This is a genomic window from Flavobacterium sp. WC2509, assembly GCF_052683105.1.
Genome location: NZ_JBQZFG010000001.1, coordinates 2,835,999 through 2,858,518, shown reverse-complemented (window position 1 = coordinate 2,858,518; position 22,520 = coordinate 2,835,999). Strand labels below are relative to the sequence as shown.

Genomic DNA, 22,520 nt, shown 5'->3' with positions numbered 1-22,520 from the left:
GGATTTAAATTCTGCAAAAGCTTTGTTTTCAGAATTTAAAAACTCCGGAATTCCTTTTGGGTATCAACAAGCCAATTGTCATAATATTTCTCACTATATCAGTTTACTATTAGCTTCTAAAGGCATTCAATGCGCAAAAATTTGGGCCTTTGCTCCCGCAGTTTATTCCACTTCTAATAGTAATTTGATTTCGTTTATTGACAAAAAAAACATCTCTCCAACAGGAACAATTGATTGGGGCTATCATGTAGCTCCAGTAATACAAGTTAAAATTGAAAATAAAGTACGTAAAATGGTCATTGACCCAGGTTTATTTCCTAATGGAATCGTTAGGTACAGGACTTGGCTGGCGAAACTAAATACTAAGAAAATAATCTATTTGATTATGGATTCCGAATGGTATTTATACAATTCCTCGATGATTCCTAATGCGCAATTACAATCTGCTTCTAATGACTTATTAAATTCAAATCGACCAAATATTAAGCTTCCCAATTGGTTTTCAGACAAGCATATTACTGATTTCTTTAAGTACGAAGAAGAAGCTTTAGAGCAACATTGGGTTGAAAAAGGATTAGCTGTAAACGAAACAGCCATAACTTTTTATGATTCTGAAATTGAACCCATTTTGCAATCCGAACAACACCAGAATTTAGTTACTGATTATAAAATGTTAGCTGGAAATGTCTTTAATTTTGAAACTATTATTAGAGATAATAATTGGAACTACGAAATGAATAACGACTTTCAATTGAAACATCAAAATATCATAGCTCAATACCGTGAAATTTATTTTTCGAATCTTGCTAAATGGAAAGAAGCCCTTGCTTTATTAAAACCCTAATTTTAATAGATTTTCATAATTCTCAGGATAACACTTTTTTAGTATTCTTCAAAACATCTAATAATTCGACCAAATCAATTACAGCATAAGTCGATGAATAATCGGATACCGCATAAGGCAAAATGAGGCTGTTATTATGAATTATTGAACCGCAAGAATAAACTACATTTGGCACATAGCCTTCACGCTCATCTTCCATAGGAGCTATCAAAGGTTCTGGGAGTCTTCCTATTTCTTTGGAAGGATCATCCAAATCAAATAATGAAGCTCCAATACAATATCTTCTCATCGCTCCTACTCCATGCGTTAATATCAACCAACCTTCCTCTGTCCATAAAGGAGATCCACAATTCCCAATTTGTGTTAATTCCCAAGCATATTCAGGTCTCTGAATAATTTGCGGATTTTTCCACTGGTTTAATCTAGACGAATACATCAGATAATTATTTACGCCATCGACTCTGGCCAGCATAGCATATTTCCCTTTTATTTTTTTTGGAAACAAAGCCATTCCTTTACTTTGGGATTCTTCACCATACAAAGGCATTACCCGAAAAGTATAAAAATCTTCGGTTGTAATTATTTTCGAAAGTATTGAATGTCCGTTATAAGCGGTATAAGTCCCCATTATCATCTCTGAATTATCATCATCAACAAAACGAACAAAACGAGCATCTTCGATACCACGACTCTCCGTATCTACTATAGGAAATATAACACGCTCCGAAATATCCGAATCATGTTTGAATTGTATATCATAAAAAGAATTCATCAACCAAAGCACTTCTTCAAAAGCTTCCTGATCTTCTTTTTTAATATTTGGCTTTTTTAATTCTGCCTGTACCAAATCTTTAAAAACAGAATATTCAAATACATCTGGTAAATTGCTTAGTATCGTAGAGTAAATATCTAGAGTATGCATTTCTGCTAATTTGGACAAAATTCGTTTTTTATTAAACATCATTTTATGAGAAACCTCGGCTTTTTCAATACTGTCGCCAATTCGCATCATTCTAAGATTATTATCCTTATCAATAATTCCTCTTCTAAATACGATCGACGAAACATGCCCTTCACCAGTTGCTCTAAATGAAATAATTATCCTTTTTTCTCCCTTTTCTAAACCTGATTGATCAAAATCTTCTACAATGGAAGGATTAAAAAAAGCAGCAGATTCAATAGAATACTCCATAGTTAAGTAAGAACCTATAAGCCATTTTCTTTCCTCCGACAATTCTTCTTCATTGATTTTCATTTTAGTAATTATAGGTCTGACATATTCATAATGTTTATAAAATATAGCAGATAAATTCCTATGCCGTCTTGCAAAGTCTCTGTTTATTTGTTCTAAAAATTTATTTACATCAGAATTACTCATAACCAAAATACGGCTAATTAACTCTTTTGTTCGCTCTTCACCATTCATAAAATATCGAGCAACAACCCTACTGGAATCAGGTAAAAATTTTATAGTTTTTCTCGTAACAGATACCTTCATAAATTTGATTTTTTTATTAAAACACAATAAGTAAACGCATTTTGAATATAATAAAACGTATTCCTTGTATTACTTCTTATTTAATTATTAAAAAAAAATCTACTACTATGAAAACCTACACACTAAAAGGCAATCAAAATTTTATAGTTATCAATTTTTATTCAAAATAAGATTTCTAAACCACATGTAAATCTGAAAAAGCTTAAAATAGCAAAAGAAAGTTGTTATTGTAGTTGACAACCTATTTCAAATATACGAAATAAAAAAAACAATAATTTGACTTTTAATAAATTACAAACAAAATCAAATATTTAATTTTTTATGTTTTATTTCTTAATCTAGGTTAAGTACTCTATTTCTATTGTCGCTGTAAATTTGTCTTATCAAAATGAAACAAATTATTAAATAATAAAAAATAAAATTATGTCAACAACAAAATGGGCAATTGACCCAACACACTCAGAAATTGGATTTAAAGTAAAACACATGATGTTTACAAATGTTTCAGGAAATTTCAAAACCTATGATGCAACAATCACAGCAGAAGATGATACCTTCGAAAATGCTAGTTTTGAATTTTCTGCAGACATCAATTCTATCAATACCAACAATACAGACAGAGACAATCACTTGATTAGTGGTGATTTTTTTGACGCAGAAAGCTATCCAAAACTAACATTTAAAGCTACTTCTTTTTCTAAAGATGGTGATGACTATGAATTGGCAGGTGATTTGAGTTTAAAAGGTGTTACAAAACCAGTAAAATTTCCAGCAGAATTCAGCGGATTAATGAAAGATCCTTGGGGAAATACCAAAGCAGCATTGAACATAACTGGTAAAATAAACCGTAAAGATTGGGGATTAAACTATAACGCAGCATTAGAAACTGGAGGCGTTTTAATTGGAGAAGAAGTTCGTTTGAATATCGAATTACAATTGATAAAATTATAAATCATTTCCAAAAACTGATTTTTATATCCTTACAAACCTCCCTGCTTTATTAACAAGCGGAGAGGTTTTTTTTGTCACATTTGCATCTTTCTTTATAAATCCTAAAAAAACACTATTTTTGCATCCCGATTGAAAGTAATTTTTCAATCTTTAAATTTTTAATCTTTAAAATTAAAGACATGAAATGCCTTTTGGCATTCCATCTGACAAATAAAAAAACAATAAAAAAATCACAGATGAAAGCATACGTATTTCCAGGTCAAGGAGCACAATTCACAGGAATGGGTAAAGACTTATATGAAAGCTCGCCTTTAGCAAAAGAATTATTCGAAAAAGCCAATGATATTTTAGGTTTCCGTATCACAGACATCATGTTTGAAGGTACTGCAGATGAATTAAAAGAAACCAAAGTTACACAACCAGCGGTTTTTTTACACTCAGTAATCTTGGCAAAAACTTTAGAAGATTTCAAACCAGAAATGGTAGCAGGACATTCTTTAGGTGAATTTTCAGCTTTGGTGGCAAATGGTGTATTATCCTTTGAAGACGGATTAAAATTAGTTTCACAACGTGCATTAGCGATGCAAAAAGCATGTGAAATTACTCCTTCAACTATGGCCGCTGTTTTAGGCTTGGCTGACAATATTGTGGAAGAAGTTTGTGCTTCTATTGATGGTGTTGTAGTAGCGGCAAATTATAACTGCCCTGGACAATTGGTAATTTCTGGTGAATTTAAAGCAGTTGAATTAGCTTGTGAAGCAATGAAACAAGCAGGTGCTAAACGTGCTTTATTATTGCCAGTCGGCGGAGCATTTCACTCTCCAATGATGGAACCAGCAAGAGAAGAATTAGCAGCAGCTATCGAAGCTACTACATTCTCTGCTCCTAGCTGTCCAGTTTATCAAAACGTAACTGCTAGTGCAATTTCGGATGCAAATGAAATCAAGAAAAATTTAATTATCCAATTGACAGCTCCTGTAAAATGGACACAATCAGTTCAACAAATGATCGCTGATGGTGCAACTTTATTTACCGAAGTAGGACCAGGAAAAGTATTGACTGGATTGATTCATAAAATTGAAAAAGAAGCAGCTACGGCTCATGCTTAATTACTTCTTTTTATCCTTATAAAATCATCCTCGTGAGCAAAAGTTCACGAGGATTTTTTATTTCAAAGCTCTTTTGCTTCCTCACAATGATTGTTAAGAATTCCGGTAATTAAATAATTATTATTCTTTTTTTCAAAGAAAACATACCAAGTCGTTCTGTTATTGGAGTTATAAAAAATGTAGTTAGAGCCTAGATATTGGAGTTTTTGTGGAGTAGTTTTGTGTGGAAAATAATTAATCTCCAAAATAATAAAGTCTACAATTTTATCCACATAAAGCTGAGCATTTTCAGAATAACTAAAGTACTCTTCCTTAAAAAGCACATAAACTAATTCATCCAAATAATCTAAAACCTTGTCCTTAAATATTACTTTTTCCAAGGATATGCTTTTATTCTTTTATGCATTTCAGCCTTGAATTCTTCTGGAGTATAACCGTTTTTAAATTCTTCATCAAAATCAAAAGTAGCTCTGTCAATTCCTTTGAATTTAATCTTCGAAGATTCATAAACCACAGCAGGTTCTTCTACTTTGGTTATTTTCGGGTTTACTTTTTTAGGATTCATAGCTTTTCTTTTATGTAACGAATTTACAATTAATTATTTAAAACAAAAAATCCCAAACTATCTCTAGATAATTTGGGATTCGGTTTTAATTATAAATTATTTTTTATACTGGTAATTTATAAGCTTGTCTAGCGACAAGTAACCATTTGTTTTTTTGTTTTTGCCAAATGAGCATAATTCCTATTTTGATATCCTTATCTACACCAGCATCTTTTGTATGAGCAGCTAAATTATGACGAACAATAGCTAAATCTCCAACAATCTCAATGGTTTGATTTTGAAATTCAATACTAACAAAATCAGACTCACCATTCACAATTTTTTCTATAAAAACAGTTTGATTTTGAATATTCCCATTCGAATGCCCGTAGCTTAAACTTTCAGAAGTTAAATCTTTTAGTTTTTTTCCATCGGCATCAATCATCGCTTGACGCAAAACTTCAACACGAGCAGCAACAGCACTTCCTTCTTTGGATTTAGAAGCATCCTGAGAAAAACCTGAAAACTGAACTAAAATTATCGTAAGAATTGTCAAAAAATATTTCATATATAGCTATTTGTTATTTTAAAAATTCCAGAACACTATCTGTGATAAATTTAATTTGTTCATCATCTAATTCTGTGTGCATTGGTAATGCAATAACTTCTTTTACCAATTGATTTGTCACTGGGAAATCTTCTTCTTTGTAACGCACATCCAAATATGCTTTTTGCGAATGCAATGGAATTGGATAATAGATAGCACAAGGAATTGCTTTATCTAATAAATGTTGCATCAAAGCATCTCTATCAGCATCTACAATTCGAAGCACATATTGGTGAAAAACATGATCATCTCCATTCCAATCAAATGCTGGAGTAACAATATTTTTATTTCCTTCAAAAGCAGCATTGTATTTTGACGCTGCTAATCTACGTGCAGTATTATACTCATTCAAGAAAGGTAATTTTGCATTCAAAACTCCTGCTTGAATACTATCTAACCTTGAATTTACTCCAACAACATCATGATGATAACGCTCATACATTCCGTGATTTACAATCCCACGAATTTTGTGCGCCAATGCATCATCATTAGTAAAAATAGCACCACCATCTCCGTAACATCCTAAATTTTTAGAAGGAAAAAATGAGGTTGAACTCACATGACCAATAACTCCTGCTTTTTTCTTACTACCATCAGCAAAAGTATAATTTGCTCCAATCGCTTGAGCATTATCTTCAATAACATACAAATTATGGGCTGCCGCGATAGCCATAATTTCGTCCATATTAGCAGAACGTCCAAATAAATGTACTGGAACAATCGCTTTGGTTTTTGGAGTAATCGCTTTTTTGATTGCATCGATAGAAATATTCATATTTACCAAATCAACATCAACCAAAACTGGAGTCAATTGTAATAAAGCAATAACTTCAACTGTAGCTGCAAAAGTAAAATCGGCAGTAATTACTTCGTCACCTGGTTTTAAATCTAATCCCATCATTGCAATTTGCAACGCATCTGTTCCGTTAGCACAAGGAATTACGTGCTTAACGTCTAAATATTCTTCAAGGCTTTTTTGAAATTGATGAACTTGTGGTCCATTAATATAGGTATTCGTATCGAGAACTTCTTGGATTGAAGCATTAACAGTTGTAGCAATTTTATCATATTGACTCTTTAAGTCAACCATTTGTATTTTTTTCATTATAATCTTTCGTTTAAAATTCTTGAACAACAAAGTGGACAACGCTCACGCAAAATTCACAAAGTTTTACATTTGCAACAAAAATAAGGATTTTAGCAGAATGATTTTATAGATAATTAAAAGAAAACGTATTTTAGCCCCAGAAATTTTTTGATATGCTTTTTCTCTACACTTTAATCGTTCAAATTGCGAATTTTTTATTAAAAATCATCGCTCAATTCAGTCCAAAAATCAAGCTTTTTGTAAATGGAAGAAAAGCTGTTTTCGAAATTTTGGCAGCAAAAATAAAAGCCAATGATAAAACCATTTGGTTTCACGCGGCCTCATTAGGCGAATATGAACAAGGTTTACCCGTTATTGAAAAGATAAAAGAAAAATTCCCAAATCATAAAATCATAGTTACTTTTTTCTCTCCCTCAGGTTATGAAGTTCGCAAGAATAATACTGTAGCAGATGTTACTGTATATCTACCTTTGGATACACGAAAAAATGCACAACGCTTTTTACAGCTTGCTCGTCCAGAGATGGCATTCTTTATCAAATATGAATATTGGCCTAACTATTTGAATGAACTTCGAAAATTGAAAACTCCAACCTATTTAATTTCGGGAATTCTAAGAGAAAACCAACTGTTTTTTAAATGGTACGGTGGATTTTATAGAAAAGCATTAGAAACATTCACTCATTTTTTTGTTCAAAATGAAATATCAAAAAAATTATTACTGCAATTGGACAAAACCAATGTAACTGTTTCTGGCGATACCCGCTTTGACCGGGTGGTTGCTATTTTAGAAAAAGACAATACGCTTGATTTTATAGAAAACTTCAAAAACGACACACTAACGATTGTAGTAGGAAGTTCGTGGCCAAAGGACGAGAGTTTATTAATTAATTACATTAATCAAACTAAAGAAAAAGTCAAGTTTATTATTGCACCACATAATATTAAAGCAGAACAAATTCAAGAATTAAAAAAATCTACTTCTAAAAAAGTAGTTTTATTTTCCGAATTAAACACAACATCAATCAAGCCTCTAAATGAATACGATGTATTTATTATAGATACTATTGGAATTTTAACCAAAATCTACAGCTATGCGGATATAGCATATGTGGGCGGCGGTTTTGGGAACCCAGGAGTCCACAATATCTTAGAGCCAGCCACTTTTGGCGTTCCTATTGTCATTGGACCAAATTTTTCTCATTTTGACGAAGCCATCAAACTAGAAGAGAACAAAGGCTGTATTTCTATAAAGAATTACAATGAACTAAAAATTGCTTTTTCAACGTTAATTCAAAACAAAGAAACGAGAGATGAAAAAGGAAAAATTTGCGCTGAATTTGTACAAAAAAACAAAGGAGCTACCAATTCAATTTTAACACAAATAACTCCTTAAAAAAGCCTTTAAAACAAGTTTTAAACATAATAAATGATTTATAAAACAGAAATACAAAACGTTATAAATGAGAGAATTTTTCAATGAATATCGTTTTTTACTAATTTTTCGTTCAACAAATGGAAAGTTAAAGCCCTAATTAGAAATTATTTTTAAAAAATAAATGAAAAAATATTTTACATATTAAAAAATTTATATCTTTGCCAAGAATTAATAATTAACCTTTATATTAAATTAAGATGAAAAAAGTATTTTTAAGTTTAGCTGTTGTTGCTGTATTATCTGTTGTATCTTGTAAAAAAGCTGATGCTCCTGCAGAAGGAGAAGTAGCTGCTGATACTACTGCTGTAGTTGCTGATACTGCTGCTGTTGTTGCTGATACTGCTGCTGTTGCTGCTGATACTGCTGCTGTTGCTGCACCTGCTGCTGCTACTGAAGCTCCAGCTGCTAAGTAATTTTAAATTACACTAGAAAAAAATAAGCTGCATTTAATGCAGCTTTTTTTTATGGAATAAAGTCAAAAAAAGGGAATTAAAAACAAAGACTAAGCAATTACTTCAACTCATTAAAACCAAGAAGAAATTCGCTTTTTAAACTCTTCTAAATTAATCCCTAAACTTATAAACACTGAAAGAATTCAACGCAAACATCTACACCTTATTCTTTCACCCCCTCCTTAACAATATTTATAAATTTTGATATCTAAATTCGCTAAACATCGTAGGAGTGAACAAATTTCAAATAACAATAAGCTCATCACTACTTCATTGTTTTAAGCAGATAAAAATTAGATCAGGATATTTACCAGTAAATGAAGATATGATAAGAATCAAGAACCTCAAGCATCATCTCTCCTTTCATTGATTCCAAAATAAAAACCATTAGAAATCATAACATTTTCACGATTCGATATTTACTTTTTTTTGACATAAACCTCAAAAACAAAAAAAGAGAGGTCTTAATTTCAAAACACCCTTCAAATACTATTACTACTCTACCTTTTTACACACTCTTCTTTTTTATTTTCAACTTTTACATATATAGAAACTAGCTTCGAGTAAATAATTTTCATCTCTACCATCATTAAAAATCATTAACTAGAATCAAAACAAACAGACGATCTAGAACAAAAAAACTTTCAGAAAAATAAACCACTAAGAGTTACTCTACTTATAAAAGTATAAATAACACTAAAAACCCCCTTACAGAACACCCCTAAAAGCAAAAACCTCTGAAAATCAAATGATTTCAGAGGTTTTAAGTACCCGGAGCCGGAGTCGAACCGGCACGGTTTCCCACAGGTGTTTGAGACCAGCGCGTCTACCAATTCCGCCATCCGGGCTTAGCAGACAAAAATAATTAACAATTATTTTAACGCAATAAAGAGATTCTTACTGGTAAATAAAAACCTTTTCCTTTAACACGGTGCAAATGTAAAAAAAATATTTAAACATTCTAATAAAAATACTTAAATTTTTCCTTTCAGAGTTGAATTAATTTCATAAATTTGCACCTCGTTAAAAAACATTACACACAACTAACTACAAAACAACAAATTAAATGTCACACCTAGAACCTGAAGCTAAAATTTTTGCTTGTTCAAAAAGTGAATATCTTGCAGAGAAAATTGCAAAAGAATACGGTATACCATTAGGTAAAGTAACAATGTCTACTTATAGCGATGGTGAATTTCAACCATCTTATGAAGAGTCTATCAGAGGGTTACGCGTATTTATAGTATGCTCTACTTTTCCAACTGCGGATAATTTGATGGAATTATTACTAATGATTGATGCTGCAAAAAGAGCATCAGCAAGACATATTACTGCTGTAATGCCTTATTTTGGTTGGGCAAGACAAGACAGAAAAGACAAACCAAGAGTGCCGATTGGAGCTAAACTAGTTGCAAATTTATTAAATGCAGCTGGAGCAACAAGAGTTATGACTATGGATTTGCACGCAGATCAAATACAAGGATTCTTCGAGAAACCAGTAGATCATCTTTTTGCATCTACTATCTTTTTACCTTATGTAGAAAGTCTTGAACTAGACAATTTAATGATTGCTTCACCAGATATGGGAGGATCGAAAAGAGCTTATGCGTATTCGAAATTCTTAAATTCTGAAGTAGTAATCTGTTACAAACAAAGAAAAGCGGCCAACGTTATCGAAACAATGGAGCTTATCGGAGAAGTAAAAGGCAAAAATGTAATCTTAGTAGATGACATGATTGACACAGGAGGAACTTTGGCGAGAGCCGCCGATTTAATGATCGAAAAAGGAGCCTTAAGCGTAAGAGCAATTTGTACACATGCCATTTTATCGGGCGGTGCTTACGAAAAAATTGAAAATTCAAAATTGTTGGAACTAATCGTAACCGATTCTATTCCGTTGAAAAAGCAATCAAACAAAATAAGAGTAGTGAGTTGTGCACCACTTTTTGCCGAAGTAATGCACATGGTTCATCACAACAACTCTATTAGTAGCAAGTTTTTAATGTAATTCATTACACAAAACAAAAGCTATTTAGAGACAAGTAAAAAGCAATTAGCGAACTAAGCTAAAAGTAATTACTTAATAAAAAGAGTTTAATTAATAACTATATAAATTTTTACAATGAAATCGATTACAATTAAAGGATCAGAAAGAGAAAGCGTGGGCAAAGTAGCAACTAAAGCCTTACGTAATGCTGGATTGGTTCCTTGCGTATTATACGGAGGAAGTCAAGCAGTTCATTTTTCAGCGGAAGTTATAGCTTTCAAGAACTTGGTTTACACTCCAAACGCGCACACAGTTGTGATTGAGCTTGGAAACGGTAAAACTTTCAACGCTGTATTGCAAGATATTCAGGTTCACCCGGTATCTGACAAAATTTTACACATTGACTTCTTTCAAATCCATGATGACAAAGAAATCACTATTGAAGTTCCAGTTCATATCGTTGGAAAATCAAAAGGAGTTATGGCAGGTGGAGATTTACGTTTGAACACTCGTAAATTGAAAGTTAAAGCTTTACCAAAAAATCTTCCAGATTTCGTTGAAGCTGATATTACTCCTCTTGACATGGGTAACAAATTATACGTTACTAAAGTGCCAACTCCAAACTTCAAAATCATGCACCCAGACAATACTGTTATTTGTCAAGTGAAGATTTCTCGTGCAGCTATGAAAGCAGCTCAAGAAGCAGCAAAAGCAGCAAAAGCTCCTGCAAAAAAGAAAAAATAATACTTTTTCAATCTATATCAAAAGCATCAGTTTCACAACTGGTGCTTTTTTTTGATTTAAAGCGAAAAGATTAGATATAGAAATAATTTGGAGCAACACAGTTGATAATTTCAAGACCATCAGTCCCGCTATCCGTTTCAATCTTTTTGTTTTTAAAGAAAAAACAAAAAGGATTTCCACTTCTCTCGGGGCTAAGCCAAATATTCAGTTTTTCAAAACAAAAAAATCAATTGCACCTAGATTTTATCATATAAGTTTGTTTAAGCCCTGCTCATATGACCTTATATTTCTTATATGATTAAAATTAATACTATCTGTTTAGAAATTCGAACTAGTTAGGTTTTATGATTTTGCTTTAATAATAAATCCAACAATTTGATATGCCAGTCAACGCTTTTCCAAACATTTTCAAATTATCTCATTTTCAAATTGACAAATTAACCAATTAGTTTATTTTTGCAACATGATAAAATGGATACAAAACCTGTTTTCATCACCAAAAACAGCAGAGAATATAGACACTATGAAGAAATTTTTAATCGTTGGCCTTGGCAACATTGGCTCCGAATACGTAAATACCCGACACAATATTGGTTTTAAAGTCTTGGATTTCCTAGCAAAAAAAGAAGGGATTTCTTTTGAAACAGTAAAACTAGGCGCACTTGCCGAATACAAATTCAAAGGCAGAACGTTTTTGCTACTAAAACCAAACACCTATATGAATTTAAGCGGTAAAGCGGTAAAATACTGGATGGACAAAGAAAACATTCCGCTAGAAAACATATTTGTCATCACCGACGATTTAAACCTTTCGTTCGGAACTGTTCGAATTCGCAAAAAAGGTAGTGATGGAGGTCATAATGGACTCAAAAACATCAATCTCGTCTTGAACACCCAAGAATATACCCGCTTCCGATTTGGAATCAGTGATGAGTTCAAAAAAGGGCAACAAGTAGATTATGTATTAGGAGACTGGGATGATAATGAAAAAACAAAACTTCCAGAAAGACTAGAACTCGCTTCCGAAATTATAAAATCATTTGGCACAGCAGGTTTAGAAAACACTATGACCACATTCAATGGAAAATAAAAAAAAAGAGAGACCATTGTCTCTCTTTTTACGTTAAACCATTTCAGCTTTCAAAACAATCTGTTCTTCAATAGCATCCCAAAGTCCTATTCTTTTTTCTAAAGCCAAAACCGAAACGGATTGTACCTCAGACCATTTTTTTGAATCTTCACCACAAAGTTCTTTAATCATTGTCATCGCCATTGGCCCATGCTCATCTGCATCTAACTCAATATGTCTTTCAAAATAATAAAGGAGTTTACTTAAATCATAATTTGGAAAATTAGATTGAAATTGCTTTAAGATTTCAGTAAACATATTTGGAATTAGATCTTCTCGTCCAAAAGTAAATGCAGCAGCTATTTCATGAGGTTTTCCTTCTTCAATAACTCTAAACGTAAAATCAAGAAACGCTTTAATATTTGGATGCAAATCACTTTTCTTAATAGCTACAAATATATTTTTAAGCGAATTAACTTCTTCTAAAAATCGTTCTATATTAGTTGTCTTTGCACCACAATCCTGCATCGCCTCCAAGTACATTTCAAAATGACTCAAACGTCTGCCATCAATACTTAAATCACTTTCTTCAGCCAAAACAATTTCATTGATTAAATATCGAGTTTCAGGATATGGTGAAGCAAACCAAGGCGTCGTAGTACATGTTAATTTATTTTGCAATGCTTTCAATAGCGACATAAAATCCCAAACAGCATACACATGGCATTCTAAAAAATCATGTAAATCATCAATAGTATTAATTTTTTTATATAATGAGTGGTTTAATAATTGTTGTTTCTGTGTTTCAATGCTAGCATTGATAGTTGCAATATTCATCTGGACTGTTGTTTTTTTTGTAAAATTAAAAAAGCTTCCTGATTACAAGAAGCTTTATTAACAAATTTATAATTATTTTAGTATTTGTATGATTTTATTTAAAAGCTGCAATCCCAGTAACATCCATTCCAGTAATTAACAAATGAATATCATGAGTTCCTTCATAAGTAATTACAGATTCTAAGTTCATCATGTGACGCATAATTGAGTATTCACCCGTAATCCCCATTCCACCTAACATTTGCCTAGCTTCACGTGCAATATGCAAAGCCATATCTACGTTATTTCTTTTCGCCATAGAGATCTGAGCTGTTGTTGCCTTTCCTTCATTTCTTAAAACTCCAAGTCTCCAAGTCAATAATTGTGCTTTTGTAATTTCAGTAATCATTTCAGCCAATTTTTTTTGCTGTAATTGCGTACCCGCAATTGGTTTATCAAACTGAATTCTTTCTTTTGCATAGCGCAAAGCTGTATCATAACAGTCCATTGCTGCACCAATCGCACCCCAAGCAATTCCGTAACGAGCAGAATCTAAGCACCCGAGTGGCGCTCCGAGTCCAGATTTATTAGGCAATAGATTTTCTTTAGGAACTTTTACATTATCAAAAATTAACTCTCCTGTAGACGAAGCACGAAGTGACCATTTATTATGAGTTTCTGGAGTAGTAAAACCTTCCATCCCTCTTTCTACGATTAATCCATGTATTCTTCCTTCTTCATTTTTTGCCCAAACAACGGCAATATCAGCAAATGGAGCATTTGATATCCACATTTTAGCACCATTCAAAAGATAATGATCACCCATATCTTTAAAATTAGTAATCATGCTACCAGGATCTGAACCATAATTGGGCTCAGTCAATCCAAAACAACCCATCAATTCTCCGGTAGCCAGTTTTGGCAAATATTTCATCCTTTGGTCTTCGTTTCCATACTTCCAAATAGGATACATTACCAATGACGATTGCACTGATGATGTAGAACGAACACCAGAATCTCCACGTTCTATTTCTTGCATAATTAGACCATACGAAATTTGATCCAACCCTGAGCCTCCATATTCAACAGGAATATAAGGTCCAAAACCGCCAATTTCACCGAGACCTTTTATAATCTGTTTTGGAAATTCTGCTTTCTGTGCATATTCTTCTATAATAGGAGAAACTTCGCGCTTTACCCAAGCACGTGCAGAATCACGAACGAGCTTATGCTCCTCACTTAATAAATCATCTAGATTATAATAATCCGGGGCTTGAAATAAATCGGGTTTCATGGCATCATTTTTTATTATTACAAAACTACATAAAGAAATATAACAAAACTAAAATGTAAAGTTATATTTGTAAATTCTACTTTTAAAAACCACTAATTAAAGAACTTTATTGGACATAAATTAAAAAGGATAGTCAAAAACTATCCTTTACTTAATATCGTGGTTAATTATTAAATCATCCTAACTTTACCAAAGCCACCACTCTACTTTTGCTCCCAAATATTGCCCCCAACTCTTTGTACCACTTTGTGCTAGGTAAGGAGAATACAGGTTGTCAGCAGCAAATTTGTTATAGTGTGCCACGCTATATACTAGCCTAAAATGTGGTCTTGCCCAAACATCTCGTATCGCAGTAGGAACTAATGTTGGCGCAATAGTAAACTTTGTCATCTGCGCAAAATCTTGTGTACCGTCTTTTCTCCAAGCTAAATCAAATTCATGAAGTAAATGCAACCAGTCTTTTATATACCAGGTTCCCCTAGCTCCAAATGAAATATCTTGTTTTCGGTTAAATAACAATTGCTTTCCTAAATAATCTGGCGCCTTATTTAAACTATCACTAGCACCCCTACTTTTGGTATAAATAGCATATCCATTTAAGGAATATTTATTATTGAAATTAATCAAAAAAGTTTCGGTGATCGCAAGAGAGTTTGCTTTTCTAAAACTATTAGTCTCGATGTTTGGAGCTCCATACGTGACATACGTTCGGCTACTTCCTCCATCTCCACCATTTGCTATTCCACTACCATAACGGGCACTAATTGCATTAAACGAACCCGGCTTAGATGGAATATCTTTAAAATATTTAGCACCTAAAACATAACCATGATCAGCAGGGTAATTATAAATAGTATTAGCGTTTTGTGCATTTCCAGACGGGAGTCTTTGAAATTCAGCAAGGAACTTTACATATCCTTTTTCTAACATCATTGTGTGCTCTAAAATAGAAACATATCTATTACGCAATCCTAAAGTAGGTGTACCATTTACAATATTAAGATAAAAATTAGGAGGTAATGTAGATGTCGTATCAATTGAACCTGCAAAAATAACAGATACTTGAGTATTTTTATATTTTATTCCGACGCCTTGCCCCGAATGATCATCAAAATAAAAATGGTCAATAATATGAATATCATCACCCCTAAATAATCTTGCTCCCAGCCAAACACTCCATTCACTCCCCATTATATTATTAGCTTCGGCATATAATTCAGGTAAAGCTGTTACGATTCCTCCAATTGATTTATTAGAAACATTACCTATTAACTGACCTTGAGTAGTATAAAAAGCAAAGCGGGCTTGTACGTTTATTTTTGTTTTTTCTTTCTCTGCGATAACAGGATCAAAGTGTAATGCAGTAGCTAACTCAAAATAATCATTTTCTTCAAAACGACCTCCAATAGACCCCATTCCATTTAAATTTAGAGACCTGGGAAAATCACTGTTCGGGGCCCCTAAGCCATAAGCTATACCAGCTCGACCATAACTTCCAATTGAAAATAATTTATTGGTAGTTGATGGAACTTGAGCCAATAAATGCATCGAAAATAAAAAAAAGAAAACGAGCGTTAATTGTTTTTTCATAGCTTCAATTTTAAGGGTCTAATCAAAGATTTACAATTTAATATTTAGTAATCGTTGCTATTTCTTACTAAGCTGTAAATGTTTGCTTTTTAATGTTTTGAAAACTTTGTCTTTAAAATTCTTATTAATGATTTAAATCAAATTTAATATTTTTTATGATAAATTTAAGATTTAAGATTAAGAATTATTAAGAAATATCGTTTTTTTTAGAGTCCTAAAATATATTTCACAAAAAAACATTAGATATAACAGTCATTAGCTGATAATATCACTTAAAGGTTTTAATTTTTTTTAAAAATAAAAGAAGAAAAGATGTTACATCTTCAGATAAAACGCCTTAGTCAACTCAATATATTCTGGAGTATAAATGTGTCGTGCCGTTTCGATAATTAATTCATCAATAGGAAAATTGACAATTTCATTTCTACTAAAAGCCAATAAACTGCGTTTAGTTTCACTTATTGGAGTTCCTTTTACGCGAGTAATTTTTAGAGGATAAAGTTCGTATTCTTTAGCAAGAGCCAAGAAACCTTCTTCTTCTTTAAAAGGAATTATAACGGAAAAAATTCCATTTTCCGAAAGTAATAAATCTGCCGCCTCGATCAAATCTTCAAAAGGCATAGCGTCTTGAAAACGAGCTAAATCTCGTTGTTCATTCTCAGATTTGTAATCTTCACTATAAAAAGGAGGATTGGAAACAATTAAATCATATTCATCTTCGGGTTCTTCAACAAATTCGTCCAAGCCGGCATGAAAACAAAATAAGCGGTCATTCCAAGGGGAATTTTCAAAATTATCTGTAGCCTGTTCGTAAGCTTCTTCATCAATCTCTAAAGCATCGATTTGCTGCGCTCCACTTCTTTGCGCAAGCATTAAAGCAATAATTCCAGTTCCTGCACCAATATCTAAAACACTAAAAGGATTGTTTTCAATAGGAGCCCAAGCACCAAGCAAAACACCATCAGTACCAATCTTCATAGCACATCGATCTTGTTCGACAGAAAATTGTTTGAATTGAAACATGGAGATTTTTGATTTCAGATTGTAGATTAACGAATGCTGATTTTAGATTTTTTCGAATAACCGAATAAACAAATAACCGATTTAACTTTCCTAAAGGTACATTTCGATTAAGCCTTCTGGCAAATCCATGATGACTTTTTTATTTTCTCGATCAATTTTAACCAAAAAATGATCAATCATAGGAATAAGAATTTCGGCATCGCCTTTTAAAACTTCAAAAAGAGGCTGAGCAGTAGTATCATTGATAGATTGAATTTCTCCAACATAACCAAGACGTTTGTCTTCTACCTCAAAACCTATAACTTCATGAAAGTAGAATTTATTACCTGTAAGTTTAGGCAACATTTTTAATGGAAGATACAAATCGTTACCCAATAAGGCATCGGCTTCTTCTTCGGTATTCACATCTTCAAAACGAATACGAAGGAAATCGTTTTTGTGTAGTGAACTATTTTCAATAAAAAAAGGAACCAAGTGTTTGTTGCATTCAACAAACACTGATTCCAAGTTTTCGTATAACTCAGGTTCGTCAGTATCTAAATAAGCTAAGACTTCCCCTTTGAAACTAAATTTTTTGGCAATTTTACCTAAATAGAAACAATCTTCTTTACGCATCGTCGCCTACTAAAATTATGCTTCAGTTGTTTCGTTATTTTCTTCTGCAGCAGGAGCTTCTTCAGCTTCAGCAACAACTTCTTCTTCAACAGCAGGAGCTGCAGCAGCAATAGCATCAGCTTCAGCTTTTGCAGCATCAGCTAAACGTTTTGCGTTTACAGCTTGTTCTGCTTTCAAAGCTTTTGCTTTAACATCAGCTTGCGCTTTAGATAAACCATCTTTTTTAGCATCAACTTTTCCAGCTTTAGCTTCTAACCAAGCAGCTAATTTTGCATCAGCTTGTTCTTGAGTCAAAGCACCTTTACGAATACCTCCATCAAGGTGGTGTTTCAATAAAGCTCCTTTGTAAGAAAGAATAGCTTTTGCTGTATCAGTAGGTTGTGCACCATTGTGCAACCATTTTACTGCGCTATCCAAGTTTAATTCGATAGTTGCAGGATTTGTGTTTGGATTGTAAGTACCAATTTTTTCTAGGTATTTACCATCTCTTTTTGAGCGAGCATCTGCTGCTACAACCCAGTAAAAAGGTTTTTGCTTTTTACCGTGTCTTTGTAATCTAATTTTTACTGACATAATCGTATGATTAAATTTTGAGGTACTCGACCTCGATTAATTAAGGGTGCAAAGATACATCTTTTATTGAAACAATCTAAAAAGTTTATTATTTTAATGAGTAACACATTGTTACCCTTAATTCTAAACACAAAAATGCTGCCCAAATTTAAAAAATCATTCTTTTTTTATTCAAAATTCAAACTTATATCTTCCTATTTAAGTTGATACTGAAATTAATAACAACCCAAAAAGCAGTTTTTAAGTGTTAAATCAAAAAGATGACAAGACAACAAAACAGAGCTTTTTCATAAAATATCTGATAAATAAGCTAATTTATAGTTGTTTAGAAAAAAAATAGAGTACATTTGTTTCAATTATTATAAATAAGTACATATGAATATTTTTGTTGGAAGCCTTCCATTCAGTATTGAGGAAGCAGATTTAAGAGAGTCTTTTGAGGCTTACGGAGCAGTTGATTCTGTAAAAATTATCAGTGATAAATTTACTGGAAGAAGCAAAGGATTCGGTTTTGTTGAAATGACAAATGATGACGAAGCTCAAAAAGCAATTGACGAATTGAACGGAGCTACTGTTCAAGGACGTGCAATCGTTGTAAACAAATCTGAACCAAAACCAGAAGGCGAAAGAAGAAGTTTTAACAACAACCGTGGTGGTGATTCTCGCGGAGGTTACGGAAACAACCGTGGTGGAGACAACCGTGGTGGTGGAGACAGAGGAAGATATTAATATTTTTTTCAATCATATATCAAAAAGCCGGTTCAAAATCTTGAACCGGCTTTTCTTTTATGCTTTTTTTTTAAAATCAATCCAAAAAAATCAAATCATTATCCGAAAAATCTAAAATTTCAGATACTGAAGCATATTTGACAATTTCATCAATTCCTTTCTGAACCCTTAACTCAGTAGTATATTTTCTGCTTAATGCAAAAGGAGCTTCATCCAAAAATAATCTAAAAAAATATTTCCCACCAGCAGATCTATGCTTCTCAAAAGCGGCCAAGTTAATATTACTTTTAAAATATTCTATCGCTGCCTCGCATTCAAATTTAAGCTCATACTTCATACTCGTAAAGATCACTTTCCCTTTTTTTGAAGTAAAAACAAATTTATATTGATCGTCAAATCTTTTACTAACTACAAAAGCCCCCATTTGATTTTAGATTTAAGAATTAAAATTACAGATTTTAGACTTCAAAACACTCGCATTCAAACTACTTTACTATCTAATTCATACAAATAAAAAAAGCTCCAAACATAGTTTGAAGCTTTCTTGTACTCAGAGCGGGACTTGAACCCGCACGAACATTGCTGTTCACTGGATTTTAAGTCCAGCGTGTCTACCAATTTCACCATCCGAGCATTATGTGGTGTTAGAGCGAAAAACGGGGCTCGAACCCGCGACCTCGACCTTGGCAAGGTCGCGCTCTACCAACTGAGCTATTTTCGCATTTCAATTCTTAAAAGAACCGCAATATTTGTTTCATATTGCGGTTGCAAATTTAGAACTTTTATTCAATTACACAAGACTTTTTTTGAAAAAAAATAAAGATAAAATTTAACGTTCTGACAACGATAACTTTAAATCTAAAAATCATTTCCTTGTCAACATCCTTTTAATCTCATTGAGTTTCATCAATGCTTCAACTGGAGTAATCGCATTTATATCCAAATTCATTATCTCTTCTTTTATCTCCTCTAACAAAGGATCATCCAAATTAAAGAAACTCATTTGCATTTCGTCATTTGCCGATTTTACACCATTTAAAACATCACTCGAATGATTTTTTTCTAATTTCTTAAGCATCTTTTGAGCTCTTGAAATTACAAGTTGCGGCATTCCGGCCATTTTCGCCACATGAATACCAAAACTATGCGCACTTCCTCCTTTTACCAGTTTTCTAATAAAAAGCACGGTATCTTTTAATTCTTTTACAGAAACATTGTAATTCTGAATTCGAGACATTGTTTCACTCATCTCATTCAATTCATGATAATGCGTTGCAAATAATGTCTTCGCTTTTGACGGATGCTCATGTAAAAATTCGGCGATAGCCCAAGCAATCGAAATTCCATCATAAGTACTCGTTCCTCTACCGATTTCGTCTAATAAAACCAAACTACGATCGGATATGTTATTCAAAATAGAAGCCGTTTCATTCATTTCAACCATGAAAGTAGATTCGCCCATCGAAATATTATCTGAAGCACCTACCCTAGTAAATATCTTATCAACTATTCCCATTCTTACGCTTTCAGCAGGAACAAAACTTCCCATTTGAGCCAACAACACAATCAAAGCTGTTTGACGCAAAATAGCCGACTTACCCGACATATTTGGTCCCGTAATCATAATTAATTGTTGTGTTTCTCTATCTAAAAAAACATCATTGGTAATATATGGAACACCAACTGGTAACTGCTTTTCGATCACAGGATGCCTTCCTTCTTTTATTTCAAGTTCGAAAGTGTCATCAATTTCTGGGCAAACATATTTATTTTCAATCGCCAATTGAGTAAAGCAACACAAACAATCCAATTGTGCCACTAAATTAGCATTCATCTGAACAGGCTTTATATAAGTAGCTACCCAGCTTACTAACTGCTCAAATAAATCATTTTCAATTTTCTGAATTTTCTCTTCTGCGCCCAGAATTTTAGTTTCATATTCTTTTAGCTCTTCTGTAATATAACGCTCAGCATTTACTAATGTTTGCTTTCTAATCCATTCCTCAGGTACTTTATCTTTATGCGTATTTCGAACTTCAATATAATATCCAAAAACATTATTGAATGATATTTTTAAAGAAGAAATACCTGTACGCTCTGATTCTCTTTTTTCGATCCCTTCCAAAAACTGCTTTCCAGAAGTAGATATCGCACGCAAATCATCTAATTCTTCATTAATACCTGTAGCTATTGCATTTCCTTTTGCAATTGCCACTGGAGCATCTTGATTTAAAGTTGTTTTAATTTTTTCACGCAATAAATCACAACTATGCAAACTATCTCCAATTACTTTAACTGCTTCCTGCGGACTTGACAAAGCCAATGTTTTAATCGGAATAATAGCATCTAGTGATTCCTTTAAATACACTACTTCTCGCGGGGAAACTTTTCCAGTAGCAATTTTAGAAATCAGACGCTCCAAATCCGAAATCTGTTTGATTTGATTTTGAATATTTTTTAAAATATCTTGATTTTCTTTTAAATAAGAAACCACCTGATGACGGCTTTTTATTTTATTAGCATCTTTTAATGGCAATGCCAACCAACGTTTTAATAAACGACCACCCATTGGCGAAAGCGTTTTATCAATCACATCCAACAACGTAACTGCATTCGGATTATAACTGTGATACAATTCCAGATTTCGAATTGTGAAACGATCCATCCACACGTAAGCATCTTCAGCAATTCGTTGAATGGCTGTAATATGCTGTACTCTATTATGTTGTGTTTCGGACAAATAATACAAAATTGCACCCGAAGCGATTATTCCCTCTTTCAATTCTTCAACTCCAAATCCTTTTAAAGAAGTCGTTTGAAAATGCTTAGTCAAAGTTTCAACTGCATAATCTTCTTTAAAAATCCAGTCTTCCAAATAGAAATTATGAAAATCTTCTCCGAAAGTTTCACGGAATTCAGTTTTATTATTTTTTGGAACTAATACTTCACTCGGATTAAAATTTTGAAGCAATTTATCAATATACTCCGCATTTCCTTGAGCTGTTAAAAACTCACCTGTTGAGACATCCAAAAAAGAAACCCCAATCATTTTATTAGCAAAATAAACGGCAGCTAGAAAATTATTTGTTTTGGAATGCAAAACCTCATCATTCATAGAAACGCCAGGCGTAACCAGTTCAGTCACCCCACGTTTAACAATTGTTTTGGTCATTTTAGGATCTTCTAATTGATCACAAATCGCAACACGAAGTCCTGCTTTCACCAATTTAGGCAAATAAGTATTGATAGAATGATGTGGAAAACCTGCGAGCGCAGTCTCTGTTTCGGAACCAGCCCCTCGTTTGGTTAATGTAATTCCCAGAATCTTTGATGCCCGAACTGCATCTTCTCCAAATGTTTCATAAAAATCTCCAACCCGAAACAACAAACAAGCATCAGGATATTTCCTTTTGATTTCATTATATTGTTTCATTAATGGAGTTTCTTTAACTACCTTATCTTTTGCTGCCAAAATTGTTATATTTGAATGAATAAAAAACACAGCGAATTTATAATTTTATACCGCAAAAA

Annotated in this window: 22 protein-coding genes and 3 tRNA genes; 9 read left to right on the top strand and 16 right to left on the bottom strand. The window is 32.8% G+C overall.

Annotated features, from left to right (window positions below; translation table 11 throughout):
- Positions 1 to 22: 22 nt before the first annotated feature.
- Entirely contained in the window at positions 23 to 844 is an 822-nt protein-coding gene (locus ACUN3A_RS11925; protein WP_445551511.1) for a protein-glutamine glutaminase family protein, read from the top strand.
- Between the two features lie 22 nt (positions 845 to 866).
- On the opposite strand, the gene ACUN3A_RS11920 is transcribed toward ACUN3A_RS11925, so the two are convergent.
- Entirely contained in the window at positions 867 to 2,342 is a 1,476-nt protein-coding gene (locus ACUN3A_RS11920; RefSeq protein ID WP_445551510.1) for a glycoside hydrolase family 130 protein, read from the bottom strand.
- A gap of 423 nt (positions 2,343 to 2,765) precedes the next feature.
- Here ACUN3A_RS11920 and ACUN3A_RS11915 point away from each other — a divergent pair, with 423 nt between their 5' ends.
- A complete protein-coding gene (locus tag ACUN3A_RS11915) occupies positions 2,766 to 3,293 on the top strand; it encodes a YceI family protein (protein ID WP_445551509.1) in 528 nt (175 codons plus the stop codon).
- Between the two features lie 236 nt (positions 3,294 to 3,529).
- Positions 3,530 to 4,402, top strand: a complete 873-nt coding sequence (fabD, locus tag ACUN3A_RS11910) for an ACP S-malonyltransferase (protein ID WP_445551508.1) — start codon at positions 3,530 to 3,532, stop codon at positions 4,400 to 4,402.
- Positions 4,403 to 4,464: 62 nt separating this feature from the next.
- Here the strand turns inward: fabD and ACUN3A_RS11905 are convergent, their stop codons facing one another.
- The 4 genes from ACUN3A_RS11905 to ACUN3A_RS11890 form a co-directional block, all read right to left on the bottom strand.
- Positions 4,465 to 4,782 (bottom strand): hypothetical protein, encoded by a 318-nt coding sequence (locus ACUN3A_RS11905; RefSeq protein WP_445551507.1) that lies wholly within the window; start codon positions 4,780 to 4,782, stop codon positions 4,465 to 4,467.
- A complete protein-coding gene (locus ACUN3A_RS11900) occupies positions 4,770 to 4,967 on the bottom strand; it encodes a hypothetical protein (RefSeq protein WP_445551506.1) in 198 nt (65 codons plus the stop codon). The genes ACUN3A_RS11905 and ACUN3A_RS11900 overlap by 13 nt, the downstream gene beginning before the upstream one ends.
- A 103-nt stretch (positions 4,968 to 5,070) precedes the next feature.
- Positions 5,071 to 5,514 (bottom strand): nuclear transport factor 2 family protein, encoded by a 444-nt coding sequence (locus ACUN3A_RS11895; protein WP_445551505.1) that lies wholly within the window; start codon positions 5,512 to 5,514, stop codon positions 5,071 to 5,073.
- Between the two features lie 13 nt (positions 5,515 to 5,527).
- Entirely contained in the window at positions 5,528 to 6,658 is a 1,131-nt protein-coding gene (locus ACUN3A_RS11890) for a DegT/DnrJ/EryC1/StrS family aminotransferase (RefSeq protein ID WP_445551504.1), read from the bottom strand.
- A gap of 155 nt (positions 6,659 to 6,813) precedes the next feature.
- Between ACUN3A_RS11890 and ACUN3A_RS11885 the strand changes: the two genes are divergently transcribed.
- Together ACUN3A_RS11885 and ACUN3A_RS11880 are read left to right on the top strand one after the other, a co-directional pair.
- Positions 6,814 to 8,055, top strand: coding sequence for a 3-deoxy-D-manno-octulosonic acid transferase (locus ACUN3A_RS11885; RefSeq protein WP_445551503.1), 1,242 nt, complete (start codon positions 6,814 to 6,816; stop codon positions 8,053 to 8,055).
- A 239-nt stretch (positions 8,056 to 8,294) separates the two neighbouring features.
- On the top strand, positions 8,295 to 8,510 hold the full coding sequence (locus ACUN3A_RS11880; RefSeq protein ID WP_445551502.1) for a hypothetical protein: 216 nt from the start codon (positions 8,295 to 8,297) through the stop codon (positions 8,508 to 8,510).
- Positions 8,511 to 9,317: 807 nt separating this feature from the next.
- On the opposite strand, the gene ACUN3A_RS11875 is transcribed toward ACUN3A_RS11880, so the two are convergent.
- Positions 9,318 to 9,397: transfer RNA gene (locus ACUN3A_RS11875), tRNA-Leu, on the bottom strand.
- 218 nt (positions 9,398 to 9,615) lie between these two features.
- Here ACUN3A_RS11875 and ACUN3A_RS11870 point away from each other — a divergent pair.
- From ACUN3A_RS11870 to pth, 3 genes are all read left to right on the top strand, one after another.
- Positions 9,616 to 10,557: a ribose-phosphate pyrophosphokinase gene (locus ACUN3A_RS11870; RefSeq protein ID WP_445551501.1), complete on the top strand. Its 942-nt coding sequence runs from the start codon at positions 9,616 to 9,618 to the stop codon at positions 10,555 to 10,557.
- 114 nt (positions 10,558 to 10,671) lie between these two features.
- Positions 10,672 to 11,280, top strand: coding sequence for a 50S ribosomal protein L25/general stress protein Ctc (locus tag ACUN3A_RS11865; protein WP_445551500.1), 609 nt, complete (start codon positions 10,672 to 10,674; stop codon positions 11,278 to 11,280).
- Positions 11,281 to 11,743: 463 nt separating this feature from the next.
- Entirely contained in the window at positions 11,744 to 12,370 is a 627-nt protein-coding gene (gene pth, locus ACUN3A_RS11860; RefSeq protein WP_445551499.1) for an aminoacyl-tRNA hydrolase, read from the top strand.
- Between the two features lie 33 nt (positions 12,371 to 12,403).
- Here the strand turns inward: pth and ACUN3A_RS11855 are convergent, their stop codons facing one another.
- From ACUN3A_RS11855 to ACUN3A_RS11830, 6 genes are all read right to left on the bottom strand, one after another.
- The gene (locus ACUN3A_RS11855; protein WP_445551498.1) at positions 12,404 to 13,186 is read right to left on the bottom strand and encodes a DUF3050 domain-containing protein; all 783 of its coding nucleotides are present in this window, start codon (positions 13,184 to 13,186) and stop codon (positions 12,404 to 12,406) included.
- Between the two features lie 94 nt (positions 13,187 to 13,280).
- Positions 13,281 to 14,459: an acyl-CoA dehydrogenase family protein gene (locus ACUN3A_RS11850; protein ID WP_445551497.1), complete on the bottom strand. Its 1,179-nt coding sequence runs from the start codon at positions 14,457 to 14,459 to the stop codon at positions 13,281 to 13,283.
- Between the two features lie 186 nt (positions 14,460 to 14,645).
- Positions 14,646 to 16,049, bottom strand: coding sequence for a carbohydrate porin (locus tag ACUN3A_RS11845; RefSeq protein ID WP_445551496.1), 1,404 nt, complete (start codon positions 16,047 to 16,049; stop codon positions 14,646 to 14,648).
- Between the two features lie 315 nt (positions 16,050 to 16,364).
- A complete protein-coding gene (locus tag ACUN3A_RS11840; protein ID WP_445551495.1) occupies positions 16,365 to 17,072 on the bottom strand; it encodes a tRNA1(Val) (adenine(37)-N6)-methyltransferase in 708 nt (235 codons plus the stop codon).
- 90 nt (positions 17,073 to 17,162) lie between these two features.
- The gene (gene rimM, locus ACUN3A_RS11835; RefSeq protein WP_445551494.1) at positions 17,163 to 17,687 is read right to left on the bottom strand and encodes a ribosome maturation factor RimM; all 525 of its coding nucleotides are present in this window, start codon (positions 17,685 to 17,687) and stop codon (positions 17,163 to 17,165) included.
- 15 nt (positions 17,688 to 17,702) lie between these two features.
- On the bottom strand, positions 17,703 to 18,260 hold the full coding sequence (locus ACUN3A_RS11830) for a 30S ribosomal protein S16 (protein ID WP_445551493.1): 558 nt from the start codon (positions 18,258 to 18,260) through the stop codon (positions 17,703 to 17,705).
- A gap of 375 nt (positions 18,261 to 18,635) precedes the next feature.
- Between ACUN3A_RS11830 and ACUN3A_RS11825 the strand changes: the two genes are divergently transcribed.
- Entirely contained in the window at positions 18,636 to 18,989 is a 354-nt protein-coding gene (locus ACUN3A_RS11825; protein ID WP_445551492.1) for an RNA recognition motif domain-containing protein, read from the top strand.
- Between the two features lie 76 nt (positions 18,990 to 19,065).
- Here the strand turns inward: ACUN3A_RS11825 and ACUN3A_RS11820 are convergent, their stop codons facing one another.
- The 4 genes from ACUN3A_RS11820 to mutS all read right to left on the bottom strand — a co-directional run bounded on the left by ACUN3A_RS11820 (position 19,066) and on the right by mutS (position 22,461).
- Positions 19,066 to 19,413 carry a DUF1508 domain-containing protein gene (locus ACUN3A_RS11820; RefSeq protein ID WP_445551491.1) on the bottom strand — a complete coding sequence of 116 codons (348 nt, stop codon included), beginning with the start codon at positions 19,411 to 19,413 and terminating at the stop codon, positions 19,066 to 19,068.
- Positions 19,414 to 19,536: 123 nt separating this feature from the next.
- Positions 19,537 to 19,622, bottom strand: a tRNA-Leu gene (locus ACUN3A_RS11815).
- Between the two features lie 15 nt (positions 19,623 to 19,637).
- Positions 19,638 to 19,710, bottom strand: a tRNA-Gly gene (locus ACUN3A_RS11810).
- A 144-nt stretch (positions 19,711 to 19,854) separates the two neighbouring features.
- The gene (mutS, locus tag ACUN3A_RS11805) at positions 19,855 to 22,461 is read right to left on the bottom strand and encodes a DNA mismatch repair protein MutS (RefSeq protein WP_445551490.1); all 2,607 of its coding nucleotides are present in this window, start codon (positions 22,459 to 22,461) and stop codon (positions 19,855 to 19,857) included.
- Positions 22,462 to 22,520 lie beyond the last annotated feature (59 nt).

What these genes read in the sequence shown, in the direction of transcription:
- ACUN3A_RS11855 (WP_445551498.1), bottom strand. Translation starts at nt 13,186, where the DNA reads ATGAATATTGCAACTATCAATGCTAGCATTGAAACACAGAAACAACAA.
- ACUN3A_RS11830 (WP_445551493.1), bottom strand. Translation starts at nt 18,260, where the DNA reads ATGTCAGTAAAAATTAGATTACAAAGACACGGTAAAAAGCAAAAACCT.
- ACUN3A_RS11865 (WP_445551500.1), top strand. Translation starts at nt 10,672, where the DNA reads ATGAAATCGATTACAATTAAAGGATCAGAAAGAGAAAGCGTGGGCAAA.
- ACUN3A_RS11885 (WP_445551503.1), top strand. Translation starts at nt 6,814, where the DNA reads ATGCTTTTTCTCTACACTTTAATCGTTCAAATTGCGAATTTTTTATTA.
- ACUN3A_RS11850 (WP_445551497.1), bottom strand. Translation starts at nt 14,459, where the DNA reads ATGAAACCCGATTTATTTCAAGCCCCGGATTATTATAATCTAGATGAT.
- ACUN3A_RS11895 (WP_445551505.1), bottom strand. Translation starts at nt 5,514, where the DNA reads ATGAAATATTTTTTGACAATTCTTACGATAATTTTAGTTCAGTTTTCA.
- ACUN3A_RS11825 (WP_445551492.1), top strand. Translation starts at nt 18,636, where the DNA reads ATGAATATTTTTGTTGGAAGCCTTCCATTCAGTATTGAGGAAGCAGAT.
- ACUN3A_RS11870 (WP_445551501.1), top strand. Translation starts at nt 9,616, where the DNA reads ATGTCACACCTAGAACCTGAAGCTAAAATTTTTGCTTGTTCAAAAAGT.
- ACUN3A_RS11900 (WP_445551506.1), bottom strand. Translation starts at nt 4,967, where the DNA reads ATGAATCCTAAAAAAGTAAACCCGAAAATAACCAAAGTAGAAGAACCT.
- rimM (WP_445551494.1), bottom strand. Translation starts at nt 17,687, where the DNA reads ATGCGTAAAGAAGATTGTTTCTATTTAGGTAAAATTGCCAAAAAATTT.
- ACUN3A_RS11840 (WP_445551495.1), bottom strand. Translation starts at nt 17,072, where the DNA reads ATGTTTCAATTCAAACAATTTTCTGTCGAACAAGATCGATGTGCTATG.
- ACUN3A_RS11880 (WP_445551502.1), top strand. Translation starts at nt 8,295, where the DNA reads ATGAAAAAAGTATTTTTAAGTTTAGCTGTTGTTGCTGTATTATCTGTT.
- ACUN3A_RS11845 (WP_445551496.1), bottom strand. Translation starts at nt 16,049, where the DNA reads ATGAAAAAACAATTAACGCTCGTTTTCTTTTTTTTATTTTCGATGCAT.
- ACUN3A_RS11820 (WP_445551491.1), bottom strand. Translation starts at nt 19,413, where the DNA reads ATGGGGGCTTTTGTAGTTAGTAAAAGATTTGACGATCAATATAAATTT.
- pth (WP_445551499.1), top strand. Translation starts at nt 11,744, where the DNA reads ATGATAAAATGGATACAAAACCTGTTTTCATCACCAAAAACAGCAGAG.
- ACUN3A_RS11915 (WP_445551509.1), top strand. Translation starts at nt 2,766, where the DNA reads ATGTCAACAACAAAATGGGCAATTGACCCAACACACTCAGAAATTGGA.
- ACUN3A_RS11890 (WP_445551504.1), bottom strand. Translation starts at nt 6,658, where the DNA reads ATGAAAAAAATACAAATGGTTGACTTAAAGAGTCAATATGATAAAATT.
- ACUN3A_RS11920 (WP_445551510.1), bottom strand. Translation starts at nt 2,342, where the DNA reads ATGAAGGTATCTGTTACGAGAAAAACTATAAAATTTTTACCTGATTCC.
- fabD (WP_445551508.1), top strand. Translation starts at nt 3,530, where the DNA reads ATGAAAGCATACGTATTTCCAGGTCAAGGAGCACAATTCACAGGAATG.